Origin of the sequence: Pelagibius sp. Alg239-R121 (genome assembly GCF_947331435.1) — a bacterium.
Taxonomy (GTDB): domain Bacteria; phylum Pseudomonadota; class Alphaproteobacteria; order Kiloniellales; family Kiloniellaceae; genus Denitrobaculum.
The window spans coordinates 1,093,636-1,114,724 of the sequence record NZ_CAMZOF010000001.1; the positions used below are offsets into that span (position 1 = coordinate 1,093,636).

20 protein-coding genes are annotated in these 21,089 nt (G+C 57.8%); 1 reads left to right on the forward strand and 19 read right to left on the reverse strand.

Annotated features, from left to right (window positions below; translation table 11 throughout):
- Window positions 1-9: 9 nt before the first annotated feature.
- Window positions 10-1,167 (forward strand): Gfo/Idh/MocA family protein, encoded by a 1,158-nt coding sequence (locus tag QMZ18_RS04855; RefSeq protein ID WP_282605094.1) that lies wholly within the window; start codon window positions 10-12, stop codon window positions 1,165-1,167.
- A 121-nt stretch (window positions 1,168-1,288) separates the two neighbouring features.
- On the opposite strand, the gene QMZ18_RS04860 is transcribed toward QMZ18_RS04855, so the two are convergent.
- The 19 genes from QMZ18_RS04860 to QMZ18_RS04950 form a co-directional block, all read right to left on the reverse strand.
- A complete protein-coding gene (locus QMZ18_RS04860; protein WP_282605095.1) occupies window positions 1,289-2,125 on the reverse strand; it encodes a PEP-CTERM sorting domain-containing protein in 837 nt (278 codons plus the stop codon).
- Window positions 2,126-2,364: 239 nt separating this feature from the next.
- A complete protein-coding gene (locus QMZ18_RS04865) occupies window positions 2,365-3,288 on the reverse strand; it encodes a helix-turn-helix transcriptional regulator (RefSeq protein WP_282605096.1) in 924 nt (307 codons plus the stop codon).
- The gene (locus QMZ18_RS04870; protein ID WP_282605097.1) at window positions 3,285-3,803 is read right to left on the reverse strand and encodes a thioesterase family protein; all 519 of its coding nucleotides are present in this window, start codon (window positions 3,801-3,803) and stop codon (window positions 3,285-3,287) included. Before QMZ18_RS04870 ends, QMZ18_RS04865 begins: the two co-directional genes overlap by 4 nt.
- Complete coding sequence (gene boxA, locus QMZ18_RS04875; protein WP_282605098.1) at window positions 3,787-4,980, reverse strand: benzoyl-CoA 2,3-epoxidase subunit BoxA; 1,194 nt, start codon at window positions 4,978-4,980, stop codon at window positions 3,787-3,789. Before boxA ends, QMZ18_RS04870 begins: the two co-directional genes overlap by 17 nt.
- Complete coding sequence (gene boxB, locus QMZ18_RS04880; RefSeq protein ID WP_282605099.1) at window positions 4,977-6,425, reverse strand: benzoyl-CoA 2,3-epoxidase subunit BoxB; 1,449 nt, start codon at window positions 6,423-6,425, stop codon at window positions 4,977-4,979. The genes boxA and boxB overlap by 4 nt, the downstream gene beginning before the upstream one ends.
- Window positions 6,426-6,479: 54 nt before the next feature.
- Window positions 6,480-8,129: a 2,3-epoxybenzoyl-CoA dihydrolase gene (boxC, locus tag QMZ18_RS04885; protein ID WP_282605100.1), complete on the reverse strand. Its 1,650-nt coding sequence runs from the start codon at window positions 8,127-8,129 to the stop codon at window positions 6,480-6,482.
- A gap of 286 nt (window positions 8,130-8,415) precedes the next feature.
- On the reverse strand, window positions 8,416-8,874 hold the full coding sequence (locus tag QMZ18_RS04890) for a DUF309 domain-containing protein (RefSeq protein WP_282605101.1): 459 nt from the start codon (window positions 8,872-8,874) through the stop codon (window positions 8,416-8,418).
- 19 nt (window positions 8,875-8,893) lie between these two features.
- Window positions 8,894-9,715, reverse strand: a complete 822-nt coding sequence (locus QMZ18_RS04895) for an alpha/beta fold hydrolase (protein WP_282605102.1) — start codon at window positions 9,713-9,715, stop codon at window positions 8,894-8,896.
- Between the two features lie 6 nt (window positions 9,716-9,721).
- Window positions 9,722-11,257, reverse strand: coding sequence for a benzoate-CoA ligase family protein (locus QMZ18_RS04900; RefSeq protein ID WP_282605104.1), 1,536 nt, complete (start codon window positions 11,255-11,257; stop codon window positions 9,722-9,724).
- An 18-nt stretch (window positions 11,258-11,275) separates the two neighbouring features.
- Window positions 11,276-11,743 (reverse strand): DUF4863 family protein, encoded by a 468-nt coding sequence (locus QMZ18_RS04905; RefSeq protein WP_282605105.1) that lies wholly within the window; start codon window positions 11,741-11,743, stop codon window positions 11,276-11,278.
- A 32-nt stretch (window positions 11,744-11,775) separates the two neighbouring features.
- Window positions 11,776-12,468, reverse strand: coding sequence for an ABC transporter ATP-binding protein (locus tag QMZ18_RS04910; RefSeq protein WP_282605106.1), 693 nt, complete (start codon window positions 12,466-12,468; stop codon window positions 11,776-11,778).
- Window positions 12,462-13,214, reverse strand: a complete 753-nt coding sequence (locus QMZ18_RS04915) for an ABC transporter ATP-binding protein (protein WP_282605107.1) — start codon at window positions 13,212-13,214, stop codon at window positions 12,462-12,464. Before QMZ18_RS04915 ends, QMZ18_RS04910 begins: the two co-directional genes overlap by 7 nt.
- Window positions 13,201-14,199 carry a branched-chain amino acid ABC transporter permease gene (locus tag QMZ18_RS04920; RefSeq protein ID WP_282605108.1) on the reverse strand — a complete coding sequence of 333 codons (999 nt, stop codon included), beginning with the start codon at window positions 14,197-14,199 and terminating at the stop codon, window positions 13,201-13,203. Before QMZ18_RS04920 ends, QMZ18_RS04915 begins: the two co-directional genes overlap by 14 nt.
- Before the next feature lie 4 nt (window positions 14,200-14,203).
- Window positions 14,204-15,076: a branched-chain amino acid ABC transporter permease gene (locus tag QMZ18_RS04925; protein WP_282605109.1), complete on the reverse strand. Its 873-nt coding sequence runs from the start codon at window positions 15,074-15,076 to the stop codon at window positions 14,204-14,206.
- 196 nt (window positions 15,077-15,272) lie between these two features.
- Window positions 15,273-16,442, reverse strand: coding sequence for an ABC transporter substrate-binding protein (locus tag QMZ18_RS04930; RefSeq protein ID WP_282605110.1), 1,170 nt, complete (start codon window positions 16,440-16,442; stop codon window positions 15,273-15,275).
- A 391-nt stretch (window positions 16,443-16,833) separates the two neighbouring features.
- Window positions 16,834-17,835: a Gfo/Idh/MocA family oxidoreductase gene (locus QMZ18_RS04935; RefSeq protein ID WP_282605111.1), complete on the reverse strand. Its 1,002-nt coding sequence runs from the start codon at window positions 17,833-17,835 to the stop codon at window positions 16,834-16,836.
- A gap of 56 nt (window positions 17,836-17,891) precedes the next feature.
- A complete protein-coding gene (locus tag QMZ18_RS04940; RefSeq protein WP_282605112.1) occupies window positions 17,892-18,692 on the reverse strand; it encodes an ABC transporter ATP-binding protein in 801 nt (266 codons plus the stop codon).
- A 3-nt stretch (window positions 18,693-18,695) separates the two neighbouring features.
- Entirely contained in the window at window positions 18,696-19,748 is a 1,053-nt protein-coding gene (locus QMZ18_RS04945; RefSeq protein ID WP_282605113.1) for a branched-chain amino acid ABC transporter permease, read from the reverse strand.
- A gap of 104 nt (window positions 19,749-19,852) precedes the next feature.
- Window positions 19,853-21,058, reverse strand: a complete 1,206-nt coding sequence (locus QMZ18_RS04950; RefSeq protein WP_282605114.1) for an ABC transporter substrate-binding protein — start codon at window positions 21,056-21,058, stop codon at window positions 19,853-19,855.
- Window positions 21,059-21,089: the final 31 nt, after the last annotated feature.

The window sequence follows — 21,089 nt, forward strand, 5'->3', positions numbered from 1 at the left end:
GACCGGATCATGGCGGCAGCAAACAAAGAACCTATCCGGCTTGGCATGGTCGGCGGCGGGCGCGATGCCTTCATCGGTGCCGTGCATCGGATCGCGGCGCGCCTGGACGGGCATTACGAGCTCCTGGCTGGCGCGCTCTCGGTCGACCCCGAAAAGGCTCATGCCTCCGGACTCGATCTTGGTCTGGCCCCCACACGCGCTTACGGCTCTTACCTAGAGATGGCGAAAGCCGAGGCGGCCCGTGCTGATGGCATTGAGGCTGTTGCGATCGTCACGCCCAATCATATGCACTACCCTCCGGCCAAGGCCTTCTTGGAGGCTGGCATTCATGTCATCTGCGATAAGCCGTTGACCTCATCTTTGGCCGACGCCAAGAAACTCGCGGCGCTGGTCAAAAAAACCGGCAAGCTCTTCGTGCTCACTCACAACTACACCGGTTATCCAATGATCCGGCAGGCGAGGGAGATGGTGCGAAAGGGCGAGCTTGGGACGCTTCGTGTGGTCCAGGCTGAATATCCGCAGGACTGGTTGACTGAAAAGATCGAGGCCAGCGGGCAGAAGCAGGCAGCTTGGCGCACCGACCCGAAACAGACCGGTGCTGGAGGCTGCATCGGCGATATCGGCACTCATGCATGGAACCTTGCTACTTTTGTCAGTGGTCTTGAAACCGAAAGTCTTTGTGCGGACCTGGATTCCTTCGTGAAGGGGCGTCAGGTCGACGACAATGCGAACGTCATGCTGCGTTTTAAGGGCGGCGCTAAAGGTATGATCTGGTCGAGCCAGGTGGCGCCCGGCAATGAGAATGCCCTTAAACTGCGGATCTACGGCACCAAGGGTGGCCTGGAATGGGAGCAGGAGCATCCCAACCAGCTTTGGTTCACACCCTTCGGCCAAACCAAGCGGCTGATCACCCGTGGCGGCGCCGGGTCTATCGATGCTGCCGGACGGGTCACGCGGGTTCCACCCGGTCATCCGGAAGGTTACCTGGAAGGCTTCGCCAATATCTACACTGAAGCCGCTGCCGCCATCCGCGCCCACCGTAAGAAGAACGGTAAAACTCCAAAAGGTGTGCTTTTCCCCACGGTCACCGACGGCTTGGACGGTATGCGTTTCATCGACGCCTGTGTGCGTTCGTCAAAGCGAAATAGCGCATGGATCAAGCCGTAGGTCATTTTGCTATTGGCATGCGGAAGGACCTGCTTCGCGCAGAGCGAAACAGGTCCAAAACCAACCGGTTTCGGAACAGCCATCCTAGCTGAGTGTTTTTATCTGTCTGCGGCGACCTACGTTACGAGATTGGCGTCATGCGGGCCTTTTTTCTGCGTGCGAAGGCCAGGCCTCCAAGACCCAGCAACAACAAAGACGCCGTCGCAGGCTCGGGCACCTGCGCCCTTGCCTGCGGTTCGCTGTAGATCAGATCATCGAGAACAACCACATCCTGTCCGTTACCGTCGTCGGCTCCAAGGATCGCATTGCCCAGGGTCAACCTCACGAAGGAGAAGGTTTCCTCGCCGAAGTCTGCTCCCAGGAAGCTGAGATCACCCGATGCTACGTCGACGAACTCGCTCAGTAGAACCTCGCCGTCGGCGTCAAGGAATTCCATCTGGGTCAAGTTCGGCAGGTCGACATCGGTGAAGACCGCACCGAACGCGTTGACTTCAGCTAAAATTTCCGTTCCAGAAACGAAAAAACCAACGGTCACCGTATTGCTGTTCACCGGCGTGAAAAGGCGTGGCGCGCTGAAGGTTGCGAACTGGTTCACGTAATCGGGATTGAAGCTGTTGAACTTGTCGTCGATCCCATCATTGCTTACCGCGAATTGATCGGCGCCGTTATCGATTGAAAAGCCCGCACCTCGTGTGACCACTTCATTGAAGAACAGACCTGGCATGTTGAAGGGAACGATACCGGCGTCCCAGTTTATCTGGCGCCGGCCGTCGTCGATGGGACCCAGTGCATTGCCGTTGTTCGGATCACCTGCGGCAGTTTGAAAGTCCGCAAAAGTCTGAGCGACGCCGCCACCGGTTGCCCGAAAAACGAATGGGGCAGCACTCGCTGTGGCGCCGGCCGTCGCTATCATCAGGGCGCCGGCCAATCCGATCGCTTTGAAAGTTTTAAGTGTCATTCTGAAATCCTTTGCTTTATATCGCTGGTTCGCTCTGCCTGAGCGGCCCCGTAGCTTTGAAAGAATCCGGCCGGCTTGATCGCCGCGTTTGAACAACACCTGCGATGGAAAAAAAATTCCTGGAAGATCGAAATAGTTTTTGGATTTTTTAAAAAAACGACATGGCGCAGAAATGCGCTGATCAAACGTTCGAAGCTTACATGGATGCTGCGGTGCGTCGATCTTGCCGCATGAAGGTCTTAACTTGCTAGACGGTTGGACAAAAGCCTGGTCAATTCAGTACGGCATTGCGTGACTGTCTTCGTGCTGGTGTTGTAGCTGGCCTCGGCATTTGCGTAGAGTTGTTGCCGGCTTTCCAGGATCGAACGCAAGTCGTTCATTGCTGCAGGATTTCCGGCCATGGGGCGTCGGTCACCTTGGGCGCGTACCCGGTTCATGTGCTCCTCCGGGCTGGCCTGCAGCCAGACCGTATGGAACGACCTGAGAAGCATGTCATAGGTGTTGGCTTCGGCCACGATACCACCTGCGACGGCGAGCACGACCTTGTTGTGACGGTCAATGACCGATCGCAGGCAACGCTGCTCCAACCGCCGGTAACCGTCTTGACCGTAGAGGGCGAAGATTTCCGGAATCGCCAGGCCGCTGTCATGCTCGATTTCGTGGTTGAGTTCGATAAATGGAATCTTGAGATCTTCGGCGACCAGACGGCCCAAGGTCGATTTGCCCGCTCCGCGCAACCCGATCAGGGCGATGCGAGATGCCTTGAGGTTGGCGCCCGACTGATCCAGCAATTCAGTCAGACTGCTGATGATCTCCTCTCTTTGCGCAGGGCTTGCTCTGCGCGCCAACTCGAGGATCGACATGAGTTCCGGTGCGTCTTGATCGGCTTCCGCAACCAGATCCTGCAGCTTCAGGCCGGTTGCGTCGGCCACCTGGCGTAACAAAAGGATCGAAATATTACCGCTGCCGGTTTCCAACTGTGCGAGGTAGCGTTCGGAAACACCGGATTCACGTGCGAGTACTTTGCGCGACATGCCGTGACGTGTCCGTGCATTGCGGACCCTGGCGCCGACTTCCTGCAGGAAACGCTGGGCGCTGTTCTCCAGTCCCTCTGTTGTATCGCCGGTCGGAGTACTGGGCGGTTGATCGTTACGCTCTGTCACGCCCTTGCCTCCAGCGGCCGTTCCTGTCGCTCCGCGTAGTGTTTGATCGATTCCCGCATGTTTGGCGGAATTGACACCGGCTGCATCCTGCTGGCAGCGACGAAGGCTGCAACCGTTTGACCGGTGAAGCACAATCGTTCGCCCTGAAAACACTCCACGCGGTGCGCAAGGGACGAGCGTCCGATACGGCGCACATAAACCCTACAGGCAAGAACAGAACGCGGCGTTACCGGAGAAACCATGTCGAAGTCGAGATGGACGAAGGGCGTGCCGATACCGTTGTCGAGATTGATGGCGTACCAGTCCACACCCAGACAGGCTTTGTACCAGGCTTCGATCGCCTGCAGAGACCAGGCCGGGATGTTTGCGGTATATGCGATCTGAGCCGGATCGCAGTCACCCCATCCAACGGTGATGTCATGAACGAAAGGACCCGACGGAAGCTCGCGAATGGCGTCGATATCGTGTGTTTCAGTCGGCGCCTTTATGCCGCGTGCGTCAGTAAGTTTCGACATGATAGCGTCCCGTCGTGCGCAGCGTCGGTTTGAGATCGGCCCAGTCCAGGCCGTCGGCGCGGCAGATGTCCGCCAGCGCTTCGTCGACGCCGGTTTCCATGCCCTTCAGGCCGCAGATGTAAATATGCGTCCGCTCGTCTTTGAGCAACCCGGAAACCTCATCCGGGCAGTTCCGGATCCGGTCTTGAACGTATTCCTTGGGCTGACCGGGAAGCCTGGAATAAACAAGGTGCTGCGTTAGAAGTTCTTTGGGGACCTTAGACAGAGGCCCGAAGTAGGGTAACTCGTCCGGTTGCCGCGCCCCGAAGAACAGCAGCATGCTACCGGGAGCCTCCGGCATGGCGCGGCGGCGGCGTTCCGTGAACCCGCGGAAGGGTGCCGATCCCGTCCCGGTGCAGATCATGATAATGTTCGCCATGGGATCGTTCGGCATTAGGAAGGTCGAACCAAAGGGGCCGGTGACCTCGACCCGGTCACCCTTTTTCAAATCACAAAGATAGTTTGAGCAGAGCCCGCCGGGCTCGCGCTTGACCGTCAAGGCAATGTTGTTGGTATTCGGGCGTTCTCCGTCGCGTGGACTGGCAATCGAATAGAGCCGGGAGTCGTGCGCCTTGCCGTCGCCATCGGTGCCCGGCGGCGTAATCGCGATCGACTGACCTTCCAGGACGGGAAAGACCGTATCGCCGAAATCAAGGATGATATGCCGGACGTCGTTTTCAACATTGTCCTTGGTCAGTCTGAAGTTGCCTTGGACTGTTGCAATGGCGGCGTGTTCGCGGCGGAAGAGATTGACGGTCGGTTTCGAGGCTGAGGCGGGCACGACCGCCTTTCCGCCAGTGCCTTCATGAGCCTTGGCGAGGAGGGCGTCGATCTCGTCTTCCAGGGCTTCCAGACTGGCAGCACTTTCGTCGTCGTTGGCCAACTCTTCCTGATCAGGCAATTCGTCCCACTCGAACTGCTCATCCAACGAATAGGCCGTGGTGACGATCCGCCAGTTGTCGATCGAGCCCGTGGGGCAGGGTGCGATGCAATCCATGCAGTAATTGCAGATCTCAGCGTCCACAACGTAGTTGTCGTCATTGTGGGTGACTGCATCAATCGGGCAGGTCTCTTCGCAGGTTCCACAGCGGATGCAGATCTCTGGATCGATCAGATGCTGTTTGAGGGGCGCGTTCATGCCGCGATCTGAACGTACTCAAAGTCGCCGGGGCGGTTGTCGATCCCCATCCGAGGCGGCGCGATCCAGCCGGCGTAGGTTCCGGGGTCCGTAGCTGGAACCATCAGAGACTGGATGAAGTCGCCGTCGTCGACCGAAGGCAGCCATTCGCCCTTGCGTTGGTTCCATTCGCCTTCTGGCAGGATAATGCCCGAGGACGTTACGGATACATTGGCGAACTCGCCGATCTGCCGGTGAAAGGCTGCATGCGGCAGGGTCAGTGCGAAGTCGACCCCGGTCTTCTCAATAATCTTGTTCCACCGCTTGATGCCCTTCGCACAGTCGGTCACGTAGTCGTCGCGCAACCGCATGTTCAACGCCGAAAGTGCCGGCTCGTCGACCAGCTTGAATTCGCCGTCCACATGCTTCAGCACCGGGTAGGTTGAATCAAGCAGGCGGTGGTCGTCGTCGATCTTTGTTTCGTGGAAACGACCCTTGATTCCGGAATTGAAGGCATTGGCTGCGTTGGTCGAAACCTCGGAGCCGAAGAGGTCCAGGGACAGGGAATAGTGCAGGTTCGCTTTCTTTTGCAAGGTCGGGAGGTCGATGACGCCGAGGGCGCGGATCTTCGCGACGTCGTTGGGATCCTCGATCCCGGCTGCCTTCATGGCTTCGCAGGTTCGCTGAATGACCCGGCCGATGCCCGACTCGCCGACGAACATGTGGTGTGCTTCCTCTGTGAGCATGAAGCGGCAAGTGCGAGACAGCGGGTCAAAGCCGGACTGCGCCAGACTTTCCAGCTGCATCTTCCCATCGCGGTCGGTAAAGAAGGTGAACATGAAGAAGGACAACCAGTCACCGGTCCGTTCGTTGAAGGCACCCAGCATGCGCGGTGCGTCGCCGTCGCCGGAACGGCGTCGCAGCAGCTCATTGGCTTCCTCGCGGCCGTCGGCGCCGAAGTACTTCTGCAACAGATAGACCATCGCCCAGAGGTGTCGGCCTTCCTCGACGTTCACCTGAAACAGATTGCGCATGTCATAAAGCGAAGGCGCTGTCTTGCCCAGGTGGCGCTGCTGTTCGACTGAGGCGGGCTCGGTATCGCCCTGGATCACGACAAGCCGGCGTAGGAGGGCGCGATATTCGCCGGGGATCTCCTGCCAGGCCGGTTCGCCCAGATGTTCACCGAAGGGAATCTTGCGGTCTTCCTCCTGTGGCGCCAGCAGGACACCCCAGCGGTATTCCGGCATCTTCACATAGTCGAATTTGGCCCAACCCTTGGGGTCCACGCCGATCGCGGTACGCAGGTAAACCATGGAATCCTGAAAACCGTCGGGACCCATGTCCTTCCACCAGTCGATGTAACCCGGGTGCCAGCGTTCCAGGGCTTTGAGGACGCGGCGATCTTCCGACAGGCCGACGTTGTTCGGAATTATAGTATCGTAGTTGACGGAATTTGCATCGATCATCGGTCGTTCCTTCGAATCCTACCCTGCGGCCTGTATTTCTTTTGAGGTGATAAGCTAAACCCGCTCCATGTTGTAGTCGGCCTTTTGTCCGCTCCCGTAACGGCGTAGCGCACCGTCTTCGCCGACAGCATTAGGCCGCTGGAAGATCCAGTTTTGCCAAGCAGTAAGGCGTCCAAAAATTCTGGTTTCCATGGTCTCCGGACCCGCGAAGCGAAGGTTGGCCTCCATGCCAGTCATGGCGTCCGGCGAGAAGCTCGCGCGCTCTTCCAGGAAGATCCGCACTTCATCCTCCCAGTCGATGTCATCATAGGCGAAGGTTACAAGGCCAAGTTCGTCCGCTTCTTCGCCGGAGAGTGTATCGCCCAACCGCTCCTGGATCTGAGTGACTTTTCCCGGTTCGCCGAGAAAACGTGTTTCCAGGCGGCTCAGCCCGTTCGACATTGGATGCCGGCCGAAGTTGGCGGCCGAGAGTTGCAGCGATGCCTCTGGGCGATTGTCGCCTTCGAATGCACCGATCGCCATGTAGGAGCGGTCACAGGCCCAGGCAAGTTCCGCCAAGGTGCCAGCGAAGCAGCTGCCAGGCTCGATCAGTGCCACCAGGGAACGCGATGTCATGTCGACCCGCTTCAGGACCCTGCGCCAATAAAGCAGGATCTCGCGGGCAAGCCAGTGACTGCTCTCGGATTCGAGAAAGTCGTCGTAGGCGACAACCTTGGTGCCCTCGCCGACAGTTTTGAACTGGATAACGCCCAGCTCCATCTCGTTCAGGCGCAGATGAAGGATCGCATCATCAAGTTCGCGCGCGGCCCGCAGTGGCCAAAAGGTATCGCCCTGCGAGGTCATTTCTTCGGCAGAAGCCGGTGGACTGTCTTCGGGCCCCTTGATGGTCACTGTGGCCAGTCCGGCGGTCCGGTCCAACTCAATCTGTACGGTCGAATAGGTGACGGCGTCGTCGGACAGCGTGCGTGACAGCGGACCGAGTTCGATGCCGCTTGCACCATCTGGGCGATCGGATGTTTTTGCGAGCGCCCCGGTTTTGGCCGCGACAGTTTCCTCGAAACGGGAATTTGGTACCGTCTCGTCCACCAAACGCCAGTCGACGGCTTTTCTGCCTTTGATGCCTTCTTCGATCGAGCAAAAGACATCGGCCAGATCTCGGCGAACCTTGCGCTTGTCGGTCACCCGCGTTAGGCCTCCCGTACCGGGCAACACTGCCAGCAGGGGAACCTCTGGCAGAGCCACGGAAGAAGAGCCATCGTCGGTCAGAATAATATACTCGGTGGACAGGGCAAGTTCGTACCCGCCGCCGGCACAGGCGCCGTTGACGGCGCTGATGTAGAACTGGCCGGAGTGGTTGCTGGCGTCTTCCATCGAGTTGCGGGTCTCGTTTGTGAATTTACAGAAGTTCACCTTGTGGGAATGTGCCGCGCCCGCAAGCATGCGGATGTTCGCGCCGGCACAGAAGACCTTTTCCTTGCCGGAACGTAGCACGACGACCTTAACTTCAGGGTGTTCAAACCGCAGCCGCTGAATGGCATCGGCGAGTTCGATGTCTACACTCAGATCATAGGAATTGAGCTTAAGTTCATAACCTTCGAAGAGGCCGCCCTTTTCATCGACATCCATGATCAGGTTGGCGACTGCACCGTCGGTTTCAATGCGCCAGTGCCGGTACCGCGACGGGTCCGTTTGAAAATCGATCATCTCTCTTTTTCGTCCCTTTATCCCGCTCGCCTGCCCAGAGTCTGATTGTTTTCTTTCGATCAAAGAAAACGTAACCAGTCTTTCCTCAGAACGTATCAGAGGGCGATTTGCGCTTTTGACCGTTTCCGTCAAGGACGACCGCAGTCTGGTGGCGCGCACTGGTGTCGAGTTGGCCTTCCACGGCTCTTGGTGAGAAGTGTAGTGCAGGTCGGGCTTCGGTCAAGCAGAAAAATGCATTATGTATCGTATAAATCCACATTAAGAGCAATATAATGCATAAATCTACTTACTGTTCAAAAAACTTCAAGTCGACGCCCATGTAACTTCTCTCACCTCCGCCAAGCACAGCTTTCAGTTCTTCCAACAGTCGGCTGATCTCAAGGGTGAGCCTCCGGGTGGCCTTATCCTTACCCATCGCGCGTTTTAGGCAAGCGTTCGACATTTGAATTGCCATTTTGAGAAAAAGCCTCTCGACGCTATTGGGGCGGCTGGCCCGCCACACACTTTCCCAAACTTCGTGCGCTTCCCAATAAAAGCCGGCCTCGAAGAGAGACCAGCCGTATCGATACGGAATGTTATCCGGCCAATCTTCCGCTCTGATGACGTCTGGGCTGGCTGCTTTGGCTTTCCCCAGCACTGCTGCCTCCGGGGTGGTCCCGGTTCCCGGACGATGCGGGCATTTGGGCAAAGCAAGGCACTCCAGTGGAAGACTGGTGCTGCCGAGAGTGCCGAGCGTAAGCGCCATCGAAGTTCCCATGTCTCCTTTACCTCTGTTGCCGAATGTTGGCTGCTTCGTCTCCATCAAACAGCGTTGCAGTGAATCGGCTGATCGCTGCAAGGGTCTGTTCCGGTTGTTCGCGAAAGGGCGTATGGGCACAGTTCGATAGAAAGAGGCTCTCGAACTCACCGCCGCAGAGTTCTTCGATAGAACAAACTTGCGCCGCGGTTCCGTACTGATCTTCCAGACCTTGCAGCACGATCACCGGCACTGTGATCGTCGGCAGGAAGTCACGCAGATCCCAATTGCGGAACTCGGGATCGAGCCAGGCGCCAATCCAGCCCCAGAAGGCGCAATCCACATTGTCGCCGTGATACTTTTGCAGGCGTGTGCGGAGGTCCGTCGTTTCGAAAGTCACCTTGGTTTCGGCGATCGCGGCAATGCCCATGTCTTCGGTAAAGAAGTGCGGTGCCATCAGGACCAACCCTAGGATCCGCGGGTCGGCGATTGCGCCGGCATGGATCGCGGCAATAGACGCGCCGTCGGAATGCCCGACCAGCAGACCGCTCGTAAAGCCGATGGCATCCAGCAGCTTCGGCAAAACCTGGATTGCTTCATCATGCATGTAAGCCAGCGATCGCGGCACCTCGCAGGGAGAGGAACCACCGTACCCCTGGCGGGAATAGACGAAGACGCCAAGGCCGGTCGCTCTGGCCAACTGCTCTGGAAAATTACGCCACATGGCCGTGCAGCCCAGGCCTTCGTGCAGCAGCACGATCGTTGGTGCCTCGTCAGGACGCGGACCGATCATCCGGTATTCGAGATCGGCATCATCGATGATCAGGGATCCGGCATCCTCGAGGGTCATAGTGTGTCAGTCTCTCAGTTTGAAGCGTTGGATTTTGCCGGTCGCGGTCTTGGGCAGCGACTCGACGAAAACGATGTCGCGGGGATATTTCCATTTTCCGATACTGGTCTGCACGTGGTCTTTCAAGGTTTCGAACATGCCCTCTGGCGCGACACCATTCTGAAGGATGACGAAGGCTCTGGGTTTGGTCAGGCCTTCCGGGTCGTCGAAGGGCACGACCGCCGCCTCCAGAACTCTTTCATGTGAAATAAGGGCGGACTCGACTTCGAATGGCGAGACCCAGATACCGCTGACCTTAAACATGTCGTCGGTGCGGCCGCAGTAATGATAGCGGCCGTCAGCATCGCGAGTGTACTTGTCGCCGGTGCGGGTCCATTCGCCCTCGAACGTCAGGCGACTTTTTTCCCGTTGATTCCAATAACCACTGGCTGCTGATGCACCGCGTACCAGCAACTCGCCGACTTCGTCGTCCGCGACCTCTTGACCCTGTTCATCGATAAGGCGCAAGTCGTAGCCGGGCACCGCCAGTCCCGAGGTGCCATAGACGACGTCGTCAGGCCGGTTGGAAAGGAAGATGTGCAGCATCTCGGTCGAGCCTACGCCGTCCAGGATGTCCACTTCCATTGCCTTCATCCAAGACTTTCCAACCTCTTCAGGCAGTGCTTCGCCAGCCGAAAGGCAGCGTCGCAAGCGCATAGAGGCTTGTTCCCGGCTGCAGTTCGGGTGCGCCAGAAGCGCAGCATAGAGGGTCGGGACACCGCAATAGATCGTAGGCTGATGCTGTTTCAGGAGTTCCAGAACGGCGTCAGGTGTCGGGCGGCCAGGGAAGAGAATCGTCGTGGCGCCGACTGACATAGGAAAACTCATGCCGTTGCCCAGGCCATAGGCAAAGAACAGCTTCGCAGCGGAATAGATAACGTCGTCTTCCTGGATTCCCAGTACGTCCTGCCCATAGAGTCGTGCGGTTTCCATCAGGCTGGTGTGCACGTGCGGCACGCCTTTGGGCATGCCGGTGGAGCCGGATGAGTAAAGCCAGAAAGCAGTTTCGTCCGCGCAGGTTTCAACCGTCTCAAAGCTATCGGGTTGTTGTTCCAAACTCGCCGTAAAATCGGCATGTATGCCGCTCTCGCCGCCGACGACGTAAATAGATTTGAGCTGCGGCAGTTTTCCCAACACCGGCCCAACCGTTTCCAGCAACGCCGCAGAAACGAACAGAACCTTGGCACGGGAGTCATCGAGAATGTAGTGATATTGATCCGTAGACAGTAAGGTATTCAGTGCGACCGGGATAACGCCGGCCTTGATTGCACCCCAGAAGATGATCGGAAAGTCGGTCGTATCGAGGACCAACATGGCCACCCGGTCTTCGCGCTCAATGCCCTGGGCGGTCAAAAGATTGGCGGCGCGACTGCTCTCGCTCTCGAGATCGCCGTAGGTCAGGCTTCGCTCCGGATCGATAAATGCGGCCTTATCGCTTCGTCCGGCGGTGATGTTTCTGTCGATGAAATCCGAAGCGGCGTTGTAGGTTCTTGGATAGTCCATAGCGTTTCCTCCCGCTTTCTATTTCCCGGTAAATTCGATCGCGCCGTCGGGCAGTAGATAGAGGATGTAAGCGTCGCCACCAGTAACTGTCGGCCAGTGGTCGCTGCCGGCGGGATAGACGTACCAGCCGCGCTCGATGTCGTCGAATTTGGCGTCGCCCTCAACCGGCATGATCATGCCGATCTCACCCTGAGTATGAATGTGGTGTGGTCCTTTGACGTCAGTCATGCGGACCACGTCGACGGAGAAGCGGCCAGCTTGAGCACCGGGTTTGATCGCCCGTCCGAAGCGTATGCCACCCATCTCACGCGCACACAGCCAGCCTTCCGCTTCTCCGTCCCGGCACAGGGCCTCGACCTGCTGAAAGACGTCGCCTTCGGCCGGAATTTGCGTGTTGAGAAAGACGGCCAGATCGTCATCGAGTGCACGTTCGCCGATTGTCGCTGCGACGTCGCTCATGACCCGTTCGAAGTCCGCTTGTGCCATGTCTCTTTCCTCTCTCACCTTTGGTGGAACGGTTACACGCCCAGCCAGGTTTTTTGAACGGCTTGGTCGGCCAGGATCTCCGCTGTCGAGCCCGACCATTGAATGGCGCCCTTGCCGAGCACGTAAACCCGGTCGGCCAGGTTGGTCGCGAAGCGGAAGTTCTGTTCGACCAGCAGGATGGTCATGCCCTCGTGCTTGATCGCCTCTAGGCGTTCCTCGATGTCCTGTACAATGATCGGGGCAAGACCTTCGGTCGGTTCGTCGAGCAGCAGCAAATCGGGGTTGAGCAAAAGTGCGCGGGCGATCGCGAGCATCTGTTGTTCACCACCGGAGAGTTGAGCCCCTCCGTTGGACCGTCGGGCTTCCAGGCGTGGAAAAATCTCGAATACCCTTGGGATGGTCCAGGGGCCGGGCCGACGCCCCTCCGCCAACGTCAGGTTCTCATAGACCGAAAGCGACGGAAAGATCCCACGGGTCTCGGGCATGTAAGAAACGCCGCGGCGCGCCATCGCATGCGGTTTCTGGCCGCTTGTTTCCTCACCCTTGAGGAGAATGCTGCCTTGTTTCGGTGGGGTCAGTCCAATGATGGAGCGCAGTGTTGTGGTTTTACCTGCACCATTGCGCCCGAGCAGAGAGACGACTTCACCCTCGCCGACGTCCAGCGAAACCCCATGCAGGATATGGCTGGCGCCATAGTAACTGTGGATACCCTCGACCTTCAGCATTGTTCCTGCGCCGTCTTTCCGCCCAGGTAGGTTTCCTGAACAATGTCCGAACCGCGCACCTCCTGCGGCGTTCCTTCCATCAGGATCTCGCCATAGTTGAGCACCGTGATGCGATCAGCGTGGGAGAACACCAGATCCATGTCATGCTCGATCAGCAGCACCGCCAAATCCCGCGGCAGGTCGTCGATGAGCTGCAGCATGCGGCCGGTTTCTTCCGGGCTCATTCCCGAGGTCGGCTCGTCCAGCAACAGCACCTTGGGGGCGGCCATCAGAGCCAGGCCGACTTCGAGTTGGCGCTGCGCGCCGTACGACAGTTCCGAAACGCCGTGATCAAGCAACTCGGCCAGACCGATTTGTTCGGCAATCGCTGCCGTCTTTTCCTGGGCACTACGGTTGTCCGACAAACGACGCCAGAAGTGAAAGCCGTAGCCTTGAGCGACAATATCCGCCAGCACCAGGTTGTCGCGCACTGTCCCGCTGAGGAAGAGATTATTCTTCTGGAAGCTGCGCGATAGGCCGCGGCGCGCACGCCGGTCTGGTGCGAAGCGGGTGACGTCTTGCTCGCCGATCAGAATGCGGCCTTCGTCGGGTAAGAGCTCGCCTGCCAGCAAATTGAAGAGCGTCGTTTTACCGGCACCATTCGGCCCGATGATGGCATGACGCCTGCCGGTGGGAACTTCCAGAGATACGTCCTTCGTGACCTGCAGCGCCCCAAAAGATTTGAAAATCCGTTCAGCCCGCAGCATCGTTCGACCTCCGGGCTGTCGACTTGGATTGGGCGCCACGGCGCGCGACAAAACGCCAACCGGCTTCCAACCAGCCGACGACACCGTTCTTTCCCCCCATGACGACCAGGATCAGGAACAGGCCAAGCCAGAGTCCCCAATAATCGGTCAGATCACTCAGTTCATGACGGAGCAGGGTGATTAATGCCGCGCCGATGATCGGGCCCACCAACGTGCCCAGGCCGCCGAGAATAGCGATGACCAGCACCTCGCCGGATGTCGTCCAGTGCAGCAGTTGCGGTGCGATAAACATGGTGTGCTGGGCACTTAGAGTTCCAGCGAAACCGGCGAGTGCGCCCGAAAAAGCGAAGATACTGGTTTGGTAGAGCTGCACCGGCAACCCCAGCGCGCGCATCCGTCCCGCATTGTCGTGCAGACCGGTCAGCACAGCACCATAGGGTGATCCAAGCAACCGTAAGAGCAACAGATAGACAACGGCAACAAGCAGAATCAGTGTCAGCGCAAAGATGCCGGGGTCGTTCAAATCCACGCCTATGGCAGAAAGGTCCAACCTGGGAATGCCCGCCAAGCCGTCATCGCCACCCAGCGCGCGAGTCTTGAAGACAAGTTCGTAACCCATCTCGCCGATCGCCAGGGTAATCATAATAAAAAAGATGCCCTGCACCCGCGTCACAACAGCGCCAACCACCAACGACACCAGCCCGGTCAAGAGTGTGGCCGCCGCCATGGAAAGGGATGCCGGCCAACCCCAAATCGCGGTAAAGACAGCGAAGCTGTAGGCTCCGCATCCGAACAAGGCTGCATGCCCCAAACTCACCAGGCCGGTGTATCCAGCCAGGAGGTCCAGGCTCATGGCAAGCAAGGCGAGGACAGCGATCTCTGCAAGAATTTCCATGCCAAAGTACTCGGCATTGGTCCAGGAGATCAGTAACGTAATCAGAGTCAGGGCGGCAAGCGCTGGCCGGAAGCTTATCAAACTTCGCATCAGCCTAACCTCGCGCCGGGAACAAGCCCGACGGCCGGATCAGCAACACCGCAACCAGCAAGGCATACATCAGCATGCTGGCGAAGCTCGGAATAATCACCTGCCCAAAGGTCAGTGTCGTGCCGATCAACAGCGACCCCGCGAAGGCGCCTTTCAGACTGCCGAGTCCGCCGACTACGACCACCACGAGGGTTGGTACCAGAATCGAAACTCCCATGCCGGCTTCGGCAGAAAACGCGGGCATGGCGACGACGCCTGCGAGCCCAGCCAGTGCGCTGCCAATCAAAAAAACCACAAAAAAAGTGCGCTCCACATTCACGCCGAGACAGCTTGCAGTCTCAGGATCGTCGACACCGGCTCGGACTTCAGCACCCAATCGGGTGTGTTCGAGCAGGAGAAACAGTGCAGCGAAAACCACCAGGCCGACACAGATGATAAAGAGCCGGTAACTGGGGTAGATCTCACCGAAGATCTCGAAGCTGCCCGAGAAGGGGATGCCGCTAGTGACCCCGAGCTGGTCGGTGCCCCAGAGATAGCGCTGAATGTCGAGGAGAACGAAAATCAAACCGAAGGTAACCAGAACCTGCTTCATGGGTCCGGCCTTACGCATACGGTCGATGATCAGAATGTAGAGAATGGCGCCGACCAGCATTACGCAGAGGGGTGCCAGAAGGTAGGCAAGCCACATACCTCCGGTCGCTTGCGCGATGGAATAGCCGAACAGTGCTCCTAGGGCATAGAGCGATCCATGGGCGAGGTTCACGAAGTTCATCAAGCCGAAAATGACCGTTAGCCCTACTGACAGCAGGAACAGCAACATTGAGAGCTGTAGGCTGTTCAGTACCTGAACGAACCAAAATCCGCTATCTGTCAGCACGTCACTCTCTCAAAATTCCAACGGACGATTCTGTTCGGCTTCGTATCTTGAGTCTTTGTCGAAGATTGAACTGGATTTAACCAGCCGCAAACATGCCGGCCCGGTATTGCGTGCTTCATATCTTATCACAGTGGGGTGCGTAAAAACGCATCCGGCCGGAGACCTGCGCCCCCGGCCGGAAGAAAAAGGCGGTCGATTACATCGAGCAGCCGTTTGGCGCGTCCTGTACATCCGGGATGGTGTCCAGGATCGTCTGAACCACCTTGCCGTCTTTGAACTCGTTCTTGAAGAGGTAGATGTTCTGGACAACGTTGTTGGTGGCGGGATCGATGCGCAGTGGACCGCGCGGCCCGTTGAATTCGGCCTTTGACAAAGCAGCTTTGAAAGCGTCCTTGTCGCCGCCCGATTTCTTGATCGCCTGGACGATCAGATGGGCCGCGTCATAGCCGGCAACCGCAAACTCAGACCCAACCTTCTGATGGGCGGCCTGATAGGCATCCTGGAATTTTTTGTTCTCAGGTGTATCGATGGCGGGGACATAGTGCAGTGCCGCTACGGTGCCGTCCGCGGCTTCGCCTTGAACATGCACGTAGGCAGCCGAAGTGAGGAAGCCCGCACCGTAGAGGGGGATGTCTTTTTTGACACCGAAATCATGGTACTGCTTGACGAAGGTGATTGCTGCACCACCTGCGAAGAACGTGTAGATCGCATCGGGCTTGGCCGCTTTGGCTGCCGTGATGTAGGGGCCGTAGTCTTTGGTGCCCTGCAATGGTGGATAGGCCTCGCCGACGATCGTGCCGCCCGCTTCGGTAAAGGTCTTCTTGAAGGCCTCCATCATCTGATGACCCGCAGCGTAGTCGGGTGCCATCAGATAGGCAGTCTTGACACCCTGCTTGGCGAGCCAGCCGCCGACCGGACGATTGATCTGACTGTTGGAAAAGGAGACCCGGACGATATTCGGGCTGCATTTCTCACCAGTCATGTGATCGTTGCCGGCGTTTGCTACCACCAGGGGAGTGCCGGAATTATGCACGAAGTCCCGCATACCGCCTAATACGGCCGAGGAGACGACGCCGACCAGCACGTCGACTTTGTCCTGCAAGACCATTTTCTTGGTTTTTGCGAGACTGGCGGCCGGCTTGGCTTCGGTATCGGAGCGCACCATGGTGATGGTGTCGCTGCCTAGATCTGCACCATAGTGCTCCAGGCCCAGTTTGAAGCCGTTTTCGATATGTGCGCCGAGACCGGCGTAAACGCCTGAGAACGGCAGCAGGACACCGACCTTGTATTCCTTGGACATTGCCTGTCCGCCCGCGAGCATAAGGCTGGCAGCGACAGCGACCCCGAGTTTGACCCGAGTCTTCATCTCTCTCTCCTCCCTGTTAGAGCCTGATCGCTTCACTTTGAATCAAAGCAAGGCGTGAATCAGCCTCTATTTAATCTATCAGAGGGCGATTTGCGCTTGCGATTGAAGCAATCAAGAGCAGTCGCACTCTGAGCCTGAGCATTTTATTGTTCTTATAGTCTACACGTTACATGCATTTTGATACATGTCAAATTCAATATTTTGTGTTTTATGTAATATAATGCATGTTTTATGCTTTCAAACCATACAGTGTCTGTATCTGTACGAAGATACGCTGACGACGAGCGCGGTCTGGTCGTCACCTCACGATTTGAGTGTGAGTTCGAGGCTCAAGGTGAATGCGTTTTGTTTGTGGAATGCGGTGTCTAATGCCGTTTTGCTGCGCGCGAAATCAGTCGAATTCATCCAGGCGCACCGGTCGGTTTTCTGAAACCGAGCGGACAACGGCCTCGGCAATCTTCTGTGCGGCGAGTCCGTCTTCGAGTGTCGGCAGGAATGATGTGCCGGTTTTGATGGCTTCAATAAAAGCGGCTAATTCAATCGAGTAGCTCTCCCGAAACCTCTCGAGCCAGCTTTGGTGAAGGCCGTTTTCAACGATTTGAGGTCCGGAAGTAAAGCGCAGGTTGCCAGCCTGGGGATGGCGGGACTCGAGCATGCCGCCGGAGCCAAAAGCTTCTATCCGTTCGTCGCAACCGTAGTTGGTTTGTCTGCTGAAATCGAAATGGCAAAAGGCACCACCGGCAAAACGCAATATTATCATTGCGGTGTCGAGGTCGCCGTGATCGGCAAGTTTTTTCTCGATCCGGCAGGCACCCGTAGCGAAGACCTCAACCGCTTCGTCATCGGCGATCCAACGGGCCAAATCATAGTGGTGTGTGCCTTTTTCTCTTAGCATGCCGCCTGATCCCGGCACATTCTCCAGCTTAGGCAATTTTTCGCTGCGCGAAGTGAGATGCAGCATATCCATGCGACCAATGCGTCCTTCGCGGACTTGGTTCCACAGCGCCCGGTGATTGCGATCGAAGCGGCGATTGAACCCTGTAACTGCGAGGACGCCAGCATTGCGGGCAACTTCGATGCAACGCCGAGCATTCGCCAAGTCCTCGGCGATGGGTTTTTCACAAAGAATCGCTTTGCCCGACCGCGCCGCAGCGATCACAAATTCGGCGTGGGTTTGGGTATTGGAACCGATGATGACCGCGTCTACCGATGGATCATCGAAGACTTGCGCGGGGTCTGTACAAGGTTTCCCACCGCAGGTCTGCGCCAAGGCCTCGGCCGTTTCGGCGTGAATGTCAACGATGTGGGTCAATTGGGCGTTGTCGGACTGTGCGATGTTTGCGGCATGAACCCTGCCGATCACACCCGCGCCGAAAAGACCGATATTGATCATGGCCGGACTCCTGAAAACAGAAATTCTATGGTAGCCCGTCGGTGAAAGACGTTCCGTCAGCCCGCCATGGCGGCACGAACTTCCTCGTCATCCATTTCACGGCCCAGATAAGCCTCAATGACAGCGTGGTCGTCGCGCACATGCGCTGGACTGCCTTCTGCGATTTTCTCTCCGTGATCCAGAACGGTCACCCGTTCGCAGGTGTCCATGACCACCTTCAGGATGTGTTCAACCACGATCACCGTCAGGCCATAACGCTTTTTCAGCTGCACCATGATACTCATCAGATTGTCAACGTTCACGGGCGAGAGGCCTGCGGCGGGTTCGTCGAGCATCAGCAATTTTGGTTTCATGGCAATGCCACGGCCCAGGGCCAGGAGCCTTCTCTGTCCGATCGACATTTCCGACGCGGGCACTTCGGCGAAATCGGCCAAGCCGATGAAGGACAACAGCTCCATCATCTCGTCGCGCAGGCGCTTTTCTTCGGCGGCAACGCGGCCGATGCCGAACACCGCTGCAAAGGGGCCGTACTGCACGTGGCAATGCTGACCGATCATGAGGTTTTCCAGCACGGTCATTTCAGTGAACATACGTAGCAGCTGAAAGGTGCGCGCAACGCCCTTGGCGGCGATATCGTGCGGCTCCCAATTGGTGACGTCGGCGCCGTCGAACCTGACCGAACCGCTGTCGCATTTGTAGACACCGGAAATGAGGTTGAAGAGCGTGCTCTTGCCGGATCCGTTGGGGCCGATCAAACCGCGGATCTCTCCGTCCTCCACCTCCAGGCTGACGTTCTTGATCGCTTGCAGACCGCCGAAGCTCTTGCAGAGGGAGTCGACTTGTAGAAGCGTGGTCATGGTTCAGGACTCCCCGCTCTTTGCGGCTGCGGCTTCGGCGCGTTTCTGCTCCGCGGTCTTTTCGCGCGCCGCCACGAAACGCTTGCTCACGAAGTAGCGGTCGATGATGCCGCCGATGCCTTTCGGCATGAAGAGCACTGTGCCGACGATCACTAGGCCGAACATCAGCAGCTGATAGAAGTAAAAGTCGCGGGTCAGGTCGGCGATGATCGTGACCAGGATCGCACCGATGATGCCGCCCCAGATGTTACCGATGCCGCCGAGCACGACCATCAGCAACAGAGTGACCATCTCGATGACGGTGAAGTTGTTGGGATGCACATAGCCTGGCACCATGTGCGCGAAAAGGCTTCCGGCCAGCCCGGCGTAAACCGCACTCAGCATGAAGGCGATCAGCTTGTAGCGCCGCACGTTCACGCCGGTGGCGGCAGCGGAGAGCGCATCTTCGCGCACCGCCATGAAGGCGCGCCCGGTCGCCGAGCGCAGGATCGCGAAAGAAGCGTAGACTGCGATCAGCATGAAAGGCATGACCAGATAATAGTAGCGGAAATAGTCGTAGAAAACGAAGTTGCCGATGGATGGCGGGGCGATCCCGCCCAGGCCCGAGGCGGAGCCCAGATAGTTTGTGACCCGGATATAGATCTCGACCGATTGCGCAAAGCCCAAAGTGGCGAGCGCGAGATAAGCGCCTTCGAGCCGGAACGAAGGAATGCCGACCAGGGCCCCGGCCAGCATCGTGACGGCGATCGCGGCCGGCAGGCAGAACCAGAAAGGCACTCCGAACTTGACCGAGAGAACACCCGAGGTATAGGCGCCGATCGCATAAAGTGCGACGTGGCCTACCGTGACCTGTCCGCAAAAGCCTTTAACGATATTCAGGCCGGTCGCCAGGATGATCATGATGCAGATCACATTGAGCAGATAGATCTGATAGTCGTTCAACGCCAGCAGCGGTAGCGGCAACAAAAGAACAAAGGAAGCAAACCAGGGCATCAGGGGATGGATGCGCTTCAAGGCGTCCAACGATGCGGTACTCTTTTGGACCAGTGCGTTCATGAACCTGTTCGCTGCCTTTGCGTTCGAAGCTTATTTTTGGATGAGGATTGTTGAAGAGGCAGAGGAGGCCGCTCTGACTGAACGGCCTCGCCCTGATTTCCCGCTTACTTCTCGAGCCCGAACTCAACCGGCATGGTGACGCGGTCGAGAATGCCCAGTTCAAAGTCCTCGCCGCCCTTCTTGTAGCCGATCAGGACCACCGTCCGGTTGCCGTCCCGGCACTCCGGCGTCGGGTCGGCGCAGAAGGAGATCGGGCCGGAGGCCAAACCCTGGTAGTCCTTCACGCCAGCGATGGCATCGCGGATCGCAGTCCGGTCGGCCTTTAGGTTGTCGTCGTCCAGCTTCAGATCGGCATTGCGCAGGGCGATCTCGACGATGCGCACCAGATCGTAGGCCTGGCTGAAGTCATGATCGACCTTGGAGATGCCGTAGCGCTGCTTGACCATGGAGTTGAACAGCTTGGCGATCGGTCGGTCGTCCGAGTCCGAATAGGCCGCGGTATAGAACACGCCCTTGATGGCGTCGCCCGCCATGGCCGGAACCGGCGCGTTGGAAGCCACCGAGTTGGCCAGACGCTTGACCGATGCGGGAAGCCCTACTTCGTAGGACTGCACCAGCGCACGCGCCATCGGCTCCTGCAGGGCCGCGATGAAGATGGCATCGGGGCTTAGCGCCTTGATCTTCAGCAGATGCGAACGGAAGTCGATTTCCTTTTCCTGCACCTGCGCGGAATAGACCGGATCGACGCCGTAAAGCTCTTTCATCTGAGACTGCAGACCCTCGGCATCGGAAACCGCCGCGGCATCGGATGCATAGAGATAGGCAATCTTCTTGCCGACCTTGTCACCGACGTACTTGGCGACGACGCCTTTGTAGTAGCGCGCCGAAATTGGCACCCGGAAAACCCAGGCGGAGCCCTTTTGCGTGATTTGATGGTTGGTCGAGTGCGGGATGATCTGCGGAACTTCCGCCTGCGCCGTCACGTCGACGATCGGCAGGGACACGGAGGAACAGGTCGATCCGATCAGGAGGTGAACTTTCTCCTGGTGGATGAACTTGTTGGCGTTGGCGACGCCTTTATCCGATTTGCACTCGTCGTTGAGCAGCGAAAGCTTGATGGTATGGCCGTTGATGCCGCCTGCGGCGTTGATGGCGTCGAATTCGTCCTGCACCATCTCACCGTACTTCTGGCCGTTCTCCGAGATCATGCGCATCGTGGCGCCGACCCGGATCTCAGCCGCGGACAGGCTGTTCAATGCGACCGAGGACGCCAGTGCGGCGGCGGTCAATCCCAGGATGTGTCTTTTCATTTTCTCTTTCCTCCCTTGATTATGGCCCTTG

What these genes read in the sequence shown, in the direction of transcription:
- QMZ18_RS04950 (WP_282605114.1), bottom strand. Translation starts at nt 21,058, where the DNA reads ATGAAAAGACACATCCTGGGATTGACCGCCGCCGCACTGGCGTCCTCG.
- boxB (WP_282605099.1), bottom strand. Translation starts at nt 6,425, where the DNA reads ATGATCGATGCAAATTCCGTCAACTACGATACTATAATTCCGAACAAC.
- QMZ18_RS04920 (WP_282605108.1), bottom strand. Translation starts at nt 14,199, where the DNA reads ATGCGAAGTTTGATAAGCTTCCGGCCAGCGCTTGCCGCCCTGACTCTG.
- QMZ18_RS04855 (WP_282605094.1), top strand. Translation starts at nt 10, where the DNA reads ATGGCGGCAGCAAACAAAGAACCTATCCGGCTTGGCATGGTCGGCGGC.
- QMZ18_RS04860 (WP_282605095.1), bottom strand. Translation starts at nt 2,125, where the DNA reads ATGACACTTAAAACTTTCAAAGCGATCGGATTGGCCGGCGCCCTGATG.
- QMZ18_RS04915 (WP_282605107.1), bottom strand. Translation starts at nt 13,214, where the DNA reads ATGCTGCGGGCTGAACGGATTTTCAAATCTTTTGGGGCGCTGCAGGTC.
- QMZ18_RS04870 (WP_282605097.1), bottom strand. Translation starts at nt 3,803, where the DNA reads ATGTCGAAACTTACTGACGCACGCGGCATAAAGGCGCCGACTGAAACA.
- QMZ18_RS04890 (WP_282605101.1), bottom strand. Translation starts at nt 8,874, where the DNA reads ATGGCGCTTACGCTCGGCACTCTCGGCAGCACCAGTCTTCCACTGGAG.
- QMZ18_RS04935 (WP_282605111.1), bottom strand. Translation starts at nt 17,835, where the DNA reads ATGATCAATATCGGTCTTTTCGGCGCGGGTGTGATCGGCAGGGTTCAT.
- boxA (WP_282605098.1), bottom strand. Translation starts at nt 4,980, where the DNA reads ATGAACGCGCCCCTCAAACAGCATCTGATCGATCCAGAGATCTGCATC.
- QMZ18_RS04905 (WP_282605105.1), bottom strand. Translation starts at nt 11,743, where the DNA reads ATGGCACAAGCGGACTTCGAACGGGTCATGAGCGACGTCGCAGCGACA.
- QMZ18_RS04895 (WP_282605102.1), bottom strand. Translation starts at nt 9,715, where the DNA reads ATGACCCTCGAGGATGCCGGATCCCTGATCATCGATGATGCCGATCTC.
- boxC (WP_282605100.1), bottom strand. Translation starts at nt 8,129, where the DNA reads ATGATCGATTTTCAAACGGACCCGTCGCGGTACCGGCACTGGCGCATT.
- QMZ18_RS04900 (WP_282605104.1), bottom strand. Translation starts at nt 11,257, where the DNA reads ATGGACTATCCAAGAACCTACAACGCCGCTTCGGATTTCATCGACAGA.
- QMZ18_RS04945 (WP_282605113.1), bottom strand. Translation starts at nt 19,748, where the DNA reads ATGAACGCACTGGTCCAAAAGAGTACCGCATCGTTGGACGCCTTGAAG.
- QMZ18_RS04940 (WP_282605112.1), bottom strand. Translation starts at nt 18,692, where the DNA reads ATGACCACGCTTCTACAAGTCGACTCCCTCTGCAAGAGCTTCGGCGGT.
- QMZ18_RS04930 (WP_282605110.1), bottom strand. Translation starts at nt 16,442, where the DNA reads ATGAAGACTCGGGTCAAACTCGGGGTCGCTGTCGCTGCCAGCCTTATG.
- QMZ18_RS04910 (WP_282605106.1), bottom strand. Translation starts at nt 12,468, where the DNA reads ATGCTGAAGGTCGAGGGTATCCACAGTTACTATGGCGCCAGCCATATC.